A 14,377-nucleotide genomic window follows, 5' to 3' on the forward strand; every position below is an offset into this window, starting at 1 on the left:
AGGTGGTTGACTGGATGAATGTATGTACAAAGTGCGGAATTCAGTTTGAAGATGGTGTGCAATTTTGTCAAAACTGCGGGACGAAGAGGGGACGTTCTGTAGTAAAGAAGAACATGAGCGGTGGTGCAAAAGTTGGCATTACACTGTTAGCGCTATTTGTTATAGCAATTATTGGATTGTATTTGTACGGATCGTCGTATTATACGCAGGTGGCACAAGTAGACCGGATAATTACGATTTTACAAGAGAGGGACGGAGAGAAATTAGCTGAGATCGTTACGGCAGATGATCCATCGGTTATGATAACGAGAGAGAGTGTAACGCCTCTATTTTCATATATAAAAGAAAATCCATCTTACGTAAATGAATTAAAACAATATTTGAGACAAGGTGAAAAACAACGGGACGGAATAGAAAAAGCTGATTTTTCATTAACGAAAGACGGAAAGTATTTCTTTATATTTGATCGATATAAATTGAAAGCAAAGACGTACTATACAACTTTGCTTACAAATGAAAAAGACGTATCGTTAAAAATGAACGGAAAAGAAATTGATAAGACAGATGACAAAAAGTTTGAGAAGCAATATGGGCCATTTCTTCCGGGAAATCAAGTGTTTCAATCAGAGTATAAAAATGACTACGTAAAATTATCTCGTGAGGAAAAGGTTGTACTTATGAAACAAAGCCAAAATAACGTAACGATAGATTTAACGTTGCAAGGTCAATATATTACAGTTCAAACGAACGCGCCTGGTGCAACATTGTATGTAAATCAAAAACCGGTTACAGCGCTGGCAGGAGAAGAAATTACATGGGGGCCTGTAGCGACTGATGGAAGTGCGACGGTTTATTTAGAACGAAATGGAGAAAGTGGACGAGAAACGACAAAAGTAGAGACGGTAACGGCACTTTCGTCTTATAATCTTCCATTTCAAAAGAAAAGTACAGAAAAAACAGTTGTTTATAATGTTACTCCAACGCCCGCGACTGGGTATGTATATAATGGTTTCATCTTTCCTGATAGTGATATTCGAAAATTAACGAGCGCAGATTTAACATATTTATCGAAAGAGCAGTTGAAAATTGCTAGAAATGAAATATATGCAAGGCATGGACATATTTTTCAAACGAAAGATATGCAAGCATATTTTGCAAAACAGCCTTGGTATAGAGAAAATCCTTATTTTAAAGGAACGTTAACAGATATCGAAACTTATAATATTGAACTAATCAAATCAACAGAATAGAGCGCTTGAAAAAGGTACAGTGTATATTGCTGTACCTTTTCTATCGTTATTTGGCTGGAGCAGGTTCCCTAGAGAAAAAGATATGAAAGAGAAATGTGACTTTACTTGCCCCTCCTGATGTACTGGCTTGCACATCAGATAAAGAACTAGACGTTAAAGCAGCTTCAGAATGTGGAGGGACGATTATTTTAAGAGCATCTTCTGATTCCGATGATATAGTAACCGTTATTGTATCATCAGAAACATTTACAATTTTAACAGTACCGACTGGAAAGATGGCCTTGCTAGCATGTGATGCAGAAGCGAAGCGGGTAGCTTTCCAAATAGTTTGAGAGAAAGTGTCATTGTCTGATAACCAAGCGCGAGCACTGTATAATGTTGCATTAATGGTAAATTCTTGTTCAAGCGGGAGGGCGGCTTTCGGTTCTTTCGGTTCCTCTGGAAACTGAGCGAGAAGACCAGCGCACATGTATGTTTCACCTACTTTCAATAGTTACTGTTATAGCATATTAAACATGTTGTTTATAAGACACGACAGTTACCTATTCATACATAAGTTTGTGCACCAAATTTGAAGATGAAATTCTCTTTCTTTACAATGGAAGTAGGTGTTATTTCTATAAAATATGGAAAACGTAAAGAGTATGTAAAAAAGAAGGAGTGGTAAAGTGAACTATGTCATTATTGGCGGAGATGCAGCTGGTATGAGTGCAGCGATGCAAATTATTAGAAACGATGAAAATGCAAATGTTGTAACTTTAGAAAAAGGTGAAATTTATTCGTACGCTCAGTGTGGATTACCGTATGTCATTAGTGGTGCTATCGCTTCAACTGAAAAGTTAATCGCGCGCAATGTGAAGACGTTTCGTGAGAAATATGGAATTGATGCGAAAGTGCGTCATGAAGTAACGAAAATAGATACGGAAAAGAAAATGGTGTACGCAGAGCATACGAAGACGAAAGATGTCTTTGAATTTTCGTACGATCGATTATTAATTGCGACTGGTGTACGCCCTGTTATGCCGGAATGGGAAGGACGGGAATTACAAGGCGTTCATCTTTTAAAAACAATTCCGGATGCTGAGCGTATATTAAAAACGCTAGAAACGAATAAAGTTGAAGATGTAACCATTATTGGCGGTGGTGCAATCGGACTGGAAATGGCAGAAACATTCGTCGAACTTGGTAAGAAAGTAAGAATGATTGAGCGAAATGATCATATCGGTACGATTTATGATACAGATATGGCAGAGTACATACATAAAGAAGCAGATAAGCATCATATTGAAATTTTAACGAATGAAAATGTAAAAGCGTTTAAAGGAAATGAACGAGTAGAAGCAATCGAAACGGATAAAGGTACGTATAAAGCAGATCTTGTTTTAGTGTCGGTTGGAGTGAAGCCAAATACTGATTTTCTTGAAGGGACAAATATACGTAAGAATCATAAAGGAGCAATCGAAGTAAATGCATATATGCAAACGAATGTGCAAGACGTATATGCAGCCGGTGATTGCGCAACACATTACCACGTTATAAAGGAAATTCATGATCATATCCCGCTCGGAACGACTGCCAATAAGCAAGGGCGACTTGCTGGACTGAATATGCTTGATAAACGAAGAGCTTTTAAAGGTACGTTAGGCACAGGCATTATTAAATTTATGGATTTGACGCTCGCAAGAACAGGGTTAAATGAAAAAGAAGCAAAAGGACTACATATCCCGTATAAAACAGTTAAAGTAGATTCTACAAATATGGCGGGCTATTATCCAAATGCAAAACCACTTTATTTGAAATTACTATACCGTTCTGACACGAAACAATTATTGGGCGGGCAAGTAATTGGAGAAGAAGGTGTAGATAAACGTATTGATGTGATTGCGATGGCGCTTTTCAATAAAATGAGCATTCATGATTTAGAAGACGTCGACTTAAGTTACGCACCACCATATAACAGCGTGTGGGATCCAATTCAGCAAGCGGCAAGGAGAGCAGAATAGCACTTTTTAAAGTGCTATTTTTTTTACAATGAGGGAGTAAATAAAGTTTCACTTTATTTTGAATATACCGTTCCCTCTTGAAAACATAGTACGTATCGCTTATATTTTCATATAGTATTTATTTTTTAAACGAAGCAATGAACGAACCAGGGGGCGCAGTATGGCAATTAACATGAAAACAATTGAAGAATGGATTGCTGAATCAAATGCAAGACATGAAGAAGACTTTGGACACGTTGTGGAAGAAATGAAAGAAGTATGTGTCGGACTTGATAACGCGACATTAATTTATACGAAAAATGTATTTTGTTTCGGTAAAAAAGTAGAAGTATTTTTCTTCTTCCAAGACCATGTCGTGATTGGACAAGAAAAAGACGAATATGTTGAGATTGAAAAATTAAAGTATGATGACATTACAAATAGTAACTTAAAAACAAATGACAAAAATACTACGTTAGAATTAAAGTTTGCTAACGGACAATCTATTAATTTAGATAGTTTAAATGATAACTACGGTACGAAAAATTGGTTATTTGCTAGACAAATTAAGAGTATCTTTAAATTAATCTAGTAAAAAAGCACGCCGTTCATCGGCGTGCTTTTAACTATGCAAAGCCCCTTTTAACCAATTCCGCGCCCGATATGCCCCGACTGGAACTTGAATAAGAGACGTTTCATTCCCAGCATCAATACCGTACAATTGATCACATGAATTTGTATCAAAACTTAGTAACGGATGCCCGCCCATCCCCATAGCAGTTGTAGCAAAAACGAGTTTATGAACGAGTATACCTGCTTCCATTTGATGAATACGGTACCCTCTATAGCCTAGTGCATTTGTATAATAATCTTTCTTTCCGACTACATGTAAGCAAAGTGGTACTTGAAAAAGGTTTACGTTATCCATCGTCATACTAGACTGAAGTGGGTAGCGAAGGTCTCCATATCGAATTGGTTGTATGGAATGTGTTTTACTGTTATAAGCGTAAGCCCCGTTTTCAATATTTTTCACGTTATAAAAACATCCATATAAGGAGACGCGTGCATTTTCATTTGCATACTTACCGTCAAGGTCGTTGTAATAGGGGAAGGAGAGGCTCGCTTCTTGTAGTAAAGTAGCGAGCTCAGCTGCATCCCATTTCGTTAAAATAAAGTCCGCATCAGGAGAATATCGTTTTTTACAAAGTTGTAGGAAATCATACGATAACCGTTCTACTTTTGGTAGCTGTACAGCGTACGCATTATGTTGATAGTGCTCTTCATGAAGTAGTGTTTGGAAGTGTGCTGTCGATTCGATCATAGAAGCTTCATTTATTTTTGTTATCATCGGATATTCATCTACATGTTTTGAGCGAACGAAATGTTCATGTGCGAGCGGCGGAATTTGTTGCAACAACTCATGAGAAGTAACTATTTTATTTTCACGGTAATCATTGTGAAACCAATTAGTTTCTGGCTCTGTACTTAAAGGAATAACGGCATACACACTTTCTTCACCTTCTGACAATCCGAGTAAATGGTTCAGTGCACGGTCTAGAAATTGAAAGTATACGCCGTTCGTATAACCGAACTGTTTTGCACATTCTAGCAATTGTCCAATGAGAACCCCGCTATCTAATCCTTGCAGTCGATATGAAAAATTATTGTATTTAAAGAAATTTTTCCAAAACATAGTGGATACGAATGCAGCACCGAAACAATCATGTATATTACAGCGATTACCGAGTGCGTCTTCTAAATAAGCATCGAAATTTCCTTCGCGAAGTAAAATAAGTCGGTGATGTGCGGCGTCATAATGGTAAATGCCGTCTGGGTAATCGTCAATCTTTAAATAGATATACAATTCATTCGGGTATAAGGCACCGCCTGAAGGAATGGATCTACGTAATACATTTCTCTCGCTATTTAGCTGACATAATTGTGTTACACCAAATGAATACCAAAGGTAGTGACCAATCTCATTTAGAGTAGGTGTAGTAGAAGAGTTCGATAAAGATAACGGGATTTCTAAGGAGAGCGGGATGATAGGTACATTTCGATATAATTTATAAGGAAGCGGTGCGTCTTTCCAGTCCACCTCATGATTCGGCATAATTTCATCGATAGAGAAATGGAGATGATGTAAAAAAGTATCTAGCTGCATGAAATCCCTCCTTTACTATGGAAACGGATGTGGATGTGGATTTAATTTTTCATTCGTTAAAGGTTCGTCTGTATATCCAAGTGTCATCGGTACGGTATATACCCGGTCTAGTCCTGTAACCCGAGTAAGATGGTGTCCGAACGTCATTGGTAACATGCCTGGAATAATAACTTTTACACAATGTAATCCGTTCTTTTCTATAAGGGGAACGGTTTGATCTACTACGATTATTTCAAGATTAGATTGATGCAAACGATTTAAAAGTTGGTGGAGATCGGATGTTAAATCCATATCAAATGATTGTGGTACATTCATTTCTTGGAACGTTTGCACCGGTGCATCTTCTCGTAAAAGGAAGTGAAGACGTTCTTCCGTTTCTTTCAATCCATACAGCATACTATGGTCTTCCATTTTATTAACGAAATAAGAATCTTGTAAGCATTTTTCGTAGTATTCTCTTTTGTGCTCGAGCTCATCGTCTGTTATAAGTAACATGCCTGCTATTTCTTGAATGGCGCTTTTTAAGGCTCGAATAGGATCTAAATGAGCGCCTCCTGCACAAACAACGTTCATTCCATTTTCACGCGTATTTTTTGCAATTACCCATAAGCTCGGGATGCCGTGTTCCATCGTCGCATTAAAAGCGTGTAATTCGTACCCGGTAATCGTACGTAACCGCTGGATCATTAATTGTAATTCTGTATCATTTGCTGAATTAAGATCCAGGCGGGGAAGAGGTAATTCGGCATACCAAGTGAGTAAGAAGGCATCACGCTCTACAATTTCTAAAATGCCGTGAAAAATCGCTTCTTCTAAACTACCGCCAATTGCACATCCATTTGATGTTTCATACACGAAAGCATCTCGATGACCGAGGCTATAATAAGCAATTGATTCAGGAACTAAAAGCGGTCTGTTTTGTGATAAAGAATATCCCCATACCCAGTTTTGCTCATAATCAGGATCAAACGGTTTAAATGGAAAACCATCACGATTATAATGTTCATTGGTATGTACACCGAGCGAGAGGGGATTTAGTGCATGTTCCTCTAAATCATGAAAACTACCATGCACATTTGTCTTTTTCCCTCGAGGTGACATACCACAATATCGTTCTAAACCTTCTAAAATAGCAGTTGCTTCACTTACTGCAAATGAATGGGTTCGGCCTGCAACACCTTCATTTCCAAACATCAATGGCATGTTTATAATGACGTCAGCGAATGGTAATACAGAATGCTGCATTTTGCCGTTCAACATACCGACCCGATAATCTAAATAGTCTCTCGTTAAAAATGTGTTTAATTCATGAATGGAACGGCAGCGATACGTTTCGGTGCTTACTTTTAAACTTGGTTGTAAAGAAACTTCCGCCGCATCCGCAGTATCATCAGGTAAATTACTACATACAGGACAGAGAGGATCTGGAAGAAAAGAATGCCGCGTACATTGTAATGTTTGTAAGTTTAGTAAAATAAGTTCATTTTCTAAAGAAGAATGGTTATAAGTTAATATTTTTTCTGTTTCTGCGCAAATAAGATGGCACATTTGCAACATTCCATTTTGGGTGGCACGTACATCACGTCTCGTTACATTATCTGCTTTAAAGGCATATTTCCGCTGTAGTTCCCACATTTCTTTTTGATCAAAGCCAGCGATAAAACGGCGTCCATCAGAACAATGGGAACATCCGGGCGTAAGAGGATGAATGTAAGGACCGATAATACCTTCACCAAATGAAGTAAAACCACGTAGCCACGGAATATGATTTGAACGAAAAATTAGCTCAGCATCATGATGAATAGTAGAAGGAGATCCATCATGTAATACGAGAGCGAGATGAATATTTTCAGGAAGTTCTTCTGTAAGAGTATGCTGACGAATGATGGAATATTGTTTGCATAATTGATCATGTACATAGTCTGCAAGAAGGCCATCTCCTATAAGCAATATATTTTGAATCATAAACCGTCCTCCTTTGCAATTAATACCCCATACACACCGTCTAAGTTTTCTTTCAAAAATGGTTCAATCGCTAAATCAAATACGAAGGGGTAAAAATTATGTTCTTCTAAATGTTGTAAGGCGAGTTGTAAAGATTGTACGCTTGGAATTTCTTCTTCCGCTTGTATTTCCACTCTAAAAGAATACGTGTCATATAAAATAATAGAGGATTCAGGCAAGATATTAGCTCTGTAAGGAATTTCTTCATTTTGAACGTGAAAGAGTGATAGTTGTAGTGCGTTTCGTAACGCTAACGTCATATTAATATTAGATGCACCGTACCATCTATCATTTATACCAACCCAAACGACTGGAAAACTGAGAATCTCTTCACTCATTGCGATTTTAGGCGTTTCATGGATTGTAGAGAGAGCATCGTAATAAAATCTACAATGTTTATCTTGAATATCAGTTAACTCAACAGTTGTAAGTTCCTCTAGCATATGTGACTGCCGCTCATACAGTTTATTGTTTAAATGTTGTTGCAGTGCGCGGTAAAATCCTTCTGTCATCGTTTCTCCAGCACCGATACCGATATTGTTATGTTCAGGAATAAGGCGGTGAATGATTTCTGCTACATATGTTTCAATTCCTGTTAAACCAGCTTCTCGGCGTGCTTCATTATGAGTCAATCCACTGCGAGTCATAAGAGGCAGAAGGGAAGCTGGGCCATCTGATAGTGGAGTGGCTACTTGAATATAGCATTGTGATAACGGTAATTGATATGAATCTTGTTCATCCCATACATGGAATATACCGGCTTCTTTAGAAGTTAATGAGTCGAAAAATCGGAATACATCAGTTGAAGTATGTTGGCCATACCGATGCTCAAGTTTTTCAGAAAGATTTTCTATCGTATCAATTGTAAAACTTTCATCAGTTGCAAGAGGGTGTTTTATAAAAGGATGCCACGTTCCTTCAAGTGTTTCATAGTTTAATAAAAAGAATTGTGATTCTTTTTCACGATATGAATCATCCGCGACATGTTTAAATAATTCAAAAACGATTACATTTGCTAACATGGCAGATGTAATTGGTGAGACGGAATCCGATGAATTTTCATTTTGCAAAGTCGTTTCATGTAGCCGATGCCATGCGGATTCCCAGCATTCATCACGATTTTCTGTTACGACAGGTCCAGCTATACCGAGTGTTGATAAACAAATAGCTGGTATGAAATTCTTTTTCGTTTCTCTACAAATAGTGTGAACTGTTTTTAAACCGTCAATGTCTCCGTTTTGAGAAACATATAAAATCCAATCAAAAGGTTCGAATACCTCATGTAAGGGACGGTCAATTGTAGTATCGATTTCTTGAAGGAGTACACTGTTATCAACTTCATATGCACGTTCTATTAGCTCATGTATTCTGTCATAGTTTGTTTCATCCCGATCTGTAACGAGGTAATGAAATGTAGGTAAACCAGATTCTAATAAAGAAGAAACTAAGGAAGTAAGCATATTACCAGAACCAATTATAAGGACATTTGCCGCGCGATACGTTTCGAATTTTAGAGCACCTGAATGAGAATCTGCTTCTAAAAATTCAATTTGCGAAGCATATCTATCAAGTAATGCGCTGTTTAATTCATGAGGTGCATCTTGACTTACATCACGGACAAATCCATTTGTATATAAAATCTCTCCAATTTCAAGTACACGATTTTGATAGGGAAGAGGGAGACCATCCGTTATTTCTGCTAAAGAATAATTACCGTCAAACATCGGCATTAATTTTTCAATCCAGTTATAAATTCCGTCACCGTCCATACGAAATGAACTGGCGTTATTTCGAAAATAGACACCCCCGTTTGAATCGGGGAGGAAGAAAGTATCCTTATTTACTTTAAGTTTTGCATGAATTGGAAGGTTATTCATTTTAATCCTCCTTACGTTTAGGCATACATTATTACCTTATGTCATGAAATTTGTCCCGTATGAACACAATAAAAAAAGGCTGTAGAATGAATCATTCTACAGCCTTTAATAGATTTTTAATCTATCAACCTTCTAATAATAATGACTTTGGATCTTCAAGCATATCTTTAACAGCAACAAGGAAGCTAACTGCTTCTTTACCATCAACAATACGGTGATCGTAAGATAAAGCAATGTACATCATTGGGCGGTTTTCCATACGCTCGTTATCAATTGCAACTGGGCGTACTTGGATTTTATGCATTCCTAAAATACCAACTTGTGGGCTATTTAGGATCGGTGTTGACATTAGAGAACCGAACACACCACCGTTTGTAATTGTAAATGTACCACCTTGTAGTTCTTTTAATGAAAGTTTGTTGTCACGTGCTTTTTTACCTAATTCACGAATTTCACTTTCAATTTCAGCGAAATTTAATTGGTTAGCATCGCGTACAACTGGAACAACTAATCCATCTGGAGCTGCTACTGCAATACCGATATCATAGAATTTTTTAATGATAAGCTCGTCACCTTGAATTTCAGCATTTAATAATGGGAATTGTTTTAATGCTGCAACAACTGCTTTTGTGAAGAATGACATGAATCCAAGACGTACATCATGTTTTTTCTCGAAAGCATCTTTGCGTTCTTTACGTAATTCCATGATCGCACTCATATCAACTTCGTTAAATGTTGTTAACATTGCAGATGTTTGTTGAACTTCTACAAGACGTTTTGCAATTGTTTGACGGCGGCGGGACATTTTCACGCGCTCAACTGGTTTTTCGAATTCCGTTTTTGCAACTGGAGCAGGAGCTGGACTCTTTGGAGCAGCTGGTGCTTCTTTTGGTGCTGCAGCATGAGCTTGTACATCATGTGGTCTCACGCGTCCAAGTGGATCTGTGCTACGTACGTCGTTTAAGTCGATTCCTAATTCACGAGCCATTTTTCTAGCAGCTGGTGATGCGATAGGACGGTTTGTATTTGGTAACCCTTGTAGTGTTGCAGTTTGCTCAGCATTTGGTGCCGCAGCTTTCGGTGCTTCAGTCGTTTCTTGTTTTGGTTGCTCAGCCACTGGTGCAGGTGTACTTACTGCAACTGGTGCTCCATTAGCATCTAAAATTGCGATAGTTGCGCCAACTTCAACTGTATCCCCAGGTTCGCCTAGTAACTTCGATACAATACCTGAATCTTCTGCAATGATTTCTACATTGACTTTATCAGTTTCAAGCTCAACAACGCTGCCACCTTTCTCAACTTTGTCGCCTACGTTGATAAGCCATTGTGAGATAGTTCCTTCAGTAATAGATTCTGCAAGCTCAGGTACTTTAATTTCGATCATTTTAAATGTCCTCCCCTTATTTGCCTAACGGTGTGTTTTTTCTTCTTTTGTTTTCGGTAATCTCCATTTGTTAGCCTGCCCCTGGGCAGAATATCTGCCCAAGGAACAAGCTAGAAACTTTCATTGTTACTTTCTAGTTGCTGAAAACTTCAATTTCTTGTTTATCTTGACGGAAGTTATACTTCACATCTAAAGCGTGTGAAACAATTAGTTCTTGCTCAGCTTTGTGAGCGAATGGATCGCCACCAGATGGGCTAGAGCGATCTGGGCGTCCAATATAACCTGTTTTCACTTTATCTCCAGCTAGTTCGAACAGAATTGGAGCCATGTAATGCCATGCGCCCATATTACGAGGTTCTTCTTGAACCCAAATAATTTCTTCTAAGTTTTTAAAGCGTTTAATAATAGATTGAATTTTCTCAGCAGGGAATGGGTATAGCTGTTCAATACGAACGACATGAATTTCATCTAAGTTGTAGTCATGTTTACCAGACTCGATTTCTGCTGCTAAGTCAATCGCCATTTTACCTGTGCTTAAAACAAGGCGTTTTACTTTGTTTGGTTTCGTGCCAAGGTTTTCTTGTTCTAGAGCAGGTTGGAAACGTCCTTCGCTTAACTGACTAGCAGTTGAAAGCGTAAGCGGGTGACGTAATAAACTCTTCGGCGTCATCAGTACTAATGGTCGAACAGCTTCTGTTCCTAAGATAGATGCTTGACGACGCAGGATATGGAAGTATTGTGCCGCACTCGTTAAGTTGGCAACTGTCCAGTTATTCTCAGCAGCTAACTGTAGGAAACGTTCAGGACGTGCACTAGAGTGCTCTGGTCCTTGACCTTCATAACCGTGTGGTAATAGAAGAACTAAACCAGATTTTTGACCCCATTTTGCTCTTCCAGCTGAAACATATTGATCAAATAATGCTTGCGCAGTATTTGAGAAGTCACCATATTGCGCTTCCCACATAACAAGCGTTTCTGGAGCGAATACGTTATAACCATATTCGTAACCAACAACAGCAGCCTCTGATAACGGACTGTTATGAACAGAGAATGAAGCGTTAATGTTTGGTAAGCGATGTAATGGTGAATATGTTTCATTTGTATCAGTATCGTGTAATACGATGTGACGATGAGCGAATGTACCACGCTGTGAGTCTTGACCAGTTAAACGAATTGGCGTACCTTCTTGTAAAATAGAAGCGAATGCTAATGACTCAGCAAGTGCCCATTCAATTTTACCGTTCTCTTCAAGAGCATCTTTACGGCGTTCAAGAATTTTCTTCACTTTCGGATATACGTTAAAGCCTTCTGGCCAAGATAGTAGACCTTCATTAATTGCACGAAGTGAGTCAAGCTCAACACCAGTATCAATTGACTGAATGCCCTTTGCAACAACATCTGGCACTTTAACGTGAATTGTTGCATCGCTCGTATCAGCTGGTGGTACTTGTGCATAGTCAGATTTTAATTGTTCTTGTGTAAACTGCGTAATTGTTTCAATCTCATCTGCATTTAGAACACCGGCAGCTTGTAATTGATCTGCATAAATTGCTCTTACAGTTGGGTGATTCTTAATCTTTTTGTACACTTGTGGTTGCGTAACTGCTGGGTCATCCATTTCGTTATGACCGTAGCGGCGGTAACCAATTAAATCGATTAAGAAATCTTTTTTGAACAACATACGATATTGAATCGCAAGGTTAGCAGCTGCAAGACAAGCTTCCGGATCATCAGCGTTCACGTGAACAATCGGAATATCGAAACCTTTTGCAAGGTCGCTTGAATATTTCGTAGAACGAGAATCATAGCTATCAGTCGTAAAACCAACTGCATTGTTTGCGATAACATGAATCGTTCCGCCTGTTTGGTACGCGTTCAATCTGCTTAAGTTGAGCGTCTCAGATACAATACCTTGACCAGGGAATGCAGCATCACCATGAACTAAAATTACGAATGATTTTGAAGTATCTTGATCTGGAAGACCAGATTTTTTACGATTCTCTTGAGCCGCACGTGCGAAACCTTCTACTACAGGATTCACGAACTCAAGATGACTCGGGTTATTTGCTAATGTAACGCGAGTGCTAACTTCTTCGTTACTAACGACTTGTTCTCTACCTAGGTGGTATTTCACGTCGCCAGTCCAGCCAGAATTAGCTACTGCGCCTTCTATTTTTGCATGTTTGAACTCAGCAAACATGTGGCTATATGGTTTTTCTAATACGTGAGCAAGTACGCTTAGGCGACCGCGGTGAGCCATACCAATCATGACATCCTCTACGCCGTTCTTAGCACCTTCTAGAACAATTTCATCTAAAACAGGTACAAGCATATCAACGCCCTCGATAGAGAAACGTTTTTGCCCAACGAATGTTTTATGCAAGAATTGCTCGAAACCTTCAACAGCTGTTAAACGTTTTAAAAGAGCAGTTCGTTTTTTATTTGATAGTGGTTGACGCAATGAATTTGATTCCACCATTTGATGCAACCACGCGCGTTCTTCACTATCTTGTATATGAGAAAATTCATAAGCTAAAGATTTTGTATAAACGTCTTTTAATCTATGAATTACATCAAGTGCAGTGTGAATACCTTCTGGTGCATCTGGCCATACTGTTTTCGCTGGAATCGCTTTCAAGTCAGCATCGCTTAGTTCGTTCATTGCTTTCTCAAGAAGAGATTGTCCATTTGCAGCATCTTCCATCGGGTTGATGTGAGCCAACGTGTGCCCGAAAGAACGAATCTGCTCAACAAGTTGAACGACTTTAAGAATTTTTTCAATATTACCTGTGTTTTGAGGAGAAAAATGTGTTGCTGTGTTGTCCCCTGTTACGACATCATCTTGAAACGAAGGAGCTCCAAAAATTTCAAAAAGCTCTTGTAATTCCGGATCAACAGAACCTGCTCCAGTTACGTAAAGATCATACTGCTCAATAACATAACCAAGGTTCGGACCGTGGAACTTGGCCCAAGGGTTTGTCGTTGTATTCTTCCTCGTCATTTGTTTAAACCTCCCAATGCATATAATCCTTTTCCATACAAAGGTGCATTTTGCTCTTTTTCAATAAGTAATGAATCAATAATCAATGTAAATGTTTTCTTTACTCTTATGTTATTACAATAATTTACATAATACCAAACACTATTACTTATCTGTTTTGTAAAAAAACATTCACAATAACTTATCACCCAAGTTAATCTTTCATGTTATAAAGTAATTTTACAGAAAAATGGGGTGGATATATTTGGTATGCCTATACTAATAGCTATAATTGTTGTATTTAAATATAGGTATAATAGTTAGAATGTTTCGATAAAAATAGTTTGAATTATGTATATTGAAATAATAAGCGCTTTCAGAGATATTATACAACAATATAACGGAATATAGTATAAAAAATAAAAAATTATGAATTTATCGTAAACTTTATTTAGATAGTGTTAAATATTGAAAGGAAAGTGAAGGATTTCTACAAAAAAAGTTGCTAAACATAAAAAATGCTCCATAAACAGTTAGTTTCTATAAATATGACGAAAAACACCGTAAAACAAATAACGCATTTCGTGGAATAAAGAAATAAATGAAATATTTTAAAAGGATAAAACAAATATGGAGATATTAAATTTTAAAAAAAGAAGTGAGGAGATATAGTAACAGCTATTTACAGTGTTCCGTGTTTCGCTTCAAAATAGACGTGCTGAAATTTAAAAAAGTT

9 protein-coding genes are annotated in these 14,377 nt (G+C 37.9%); 3 read left to right on the forward strand and 6 right to left on the reverse strand.

What is annotated here, in order from left to right:
* Positions 1-14 precede the first annotated feature (14 nt).
* Positions 15-1,250: a TcaA 3rd/4th domain-containing protein gene (locus MHB52_RS06950; protein ID WP_016117430.1), complete on the forward strand. Its 1,236-nt coding sequence runs from the start codon at positions 15-17 to the stop codon at positions 1,248-1,250.
* Positions 1,251-1,296: 46 nt separating this feature from the next.
* Here MHB52_RS06950 and MHB52_RS06955 read toward each other — a convergent pair whose 3' ends face one another.
* Positions 1,297-1,719, reverse strand: a complete 423-nt coding sequence (locus tag MHB52_RS06955) for a hypothetical protein (protein WP_061662861.1) — start codon at positions 1,717-1,719, stop codon at positions 1,297-1,299.
* Between the two features lie 199 nt (positions 1,720-1,918).
* Between MHB52_RS06955 and MHB52_RS06960 the strand changes: the two genes are divergently transcribed.
* On the forward strand, positions 1,919-3,253 hold the full coding sequence (locus tag MHB52_RS06960) for a CoA-disulfide reductase (RefSeq protein ID WP_061662862.1): 1,335 nt from the start codon (positions 1,919-1,921) through the stop codon (positions 3,251-3,253).
* A 160-nt stretch (positions 3,254-3,413) separates the two neighbouring features.
* The gene (locus MHB52_RS06965) at positions 3,414-3,824 is read left to right on the forward strand and encodes a DUF3908 family protein (RefSeq protein WP_000996783.1); all 411 of its coding nucleotides are present in this window, start codon (positions 3,414-3,416) and stop codon (positions 3,822-3,824) included.
* Positions 3,825-3,854: 30 nt separating this feature from the next.
* Here MHB52_RS06965 and MHB52_RS06970 read toward each other — a convergent pair whose 3' ends face one another.
* From MHB52_RS06970 to odhA, 5 genes are all read right to left on the reverse strand, one after another.
* The gene (locus tag MHB52_RS06970; protein ID WP_061662863.1) at positions 3,855-5,396 is read right to left on the reverse strand and encodes a SagB family peptide dehydrogenase; all 1,542 of its coding nucleotides are present in this window, start codon (positions 5,394-5,396) and stop codon (positions 3,855-3,857) included.
* Positions 5,397-5,411: 15 nt separating this feature from the next.
* Complete coding sequence (locus MHB52_RS06975; RefSeq protein ID WP_000615605.1) at positions 5,412-7,361, reverse strand: TOMM precursor leader peptide-binding protein; 1,950 nt, start codon at positions 7,359-7,361, stop codon at positions 5,412-5,414.
* Positions 7,358-9,277, reverse strand: coding sequence for a putative thiazole-containing bacteriocin maturation protein (locus tag MHB52_RS06980; RefSeq protein WP_001061570.1), 1,920 nt, complete (start codon positions 9,275-9,277; stop codon positions 7,358-7,360). The genes MHB52_RS06975 and MHB52_RS06980 overlap by 4 nt, the downstream gene beginning before the upstream one ends.
* Before the next feature lie 124 nt (positions 9,278-9,401).
* Entirely contained in the window at positions 9,402-10,661 is a 1,260-nt protein-coding gene (gene odhB, locus MHB52_RS06985) for a 2-oxoglutarate dehydrogenase complex dihydrolipoyllysine-residue succinyltransferase (protein WP_000569926.1), read from the reverse strand.
* A gap of 133 nt (positions 10,662-10,794) precedes the next feature.
* On the reverse strand, positions 10,795-13,662 hold the full coding sequence (gene odhA / locus MHB52_RS06990; protein ID WP_000197123.1) for a 2-oxoglutarate dehydrogenase E1 component: 2,868 nt from the start codon (positions 13,660-13,662) through the stop codon (positions 10,795-10,797).
* Positions 13,663-14,377: the final 715 nt, after the last annotated feature.

The organism is Bacillus sp. FSL K6-0073, from assembly GCF_038006085.1.
GTDB classification, from domain to species: domain Bacteria; phylum Bacillota; class Bacilli; order Bacillales; family Bacillaceae_G; genus Bacillus_A; species Bacillus_A cereus.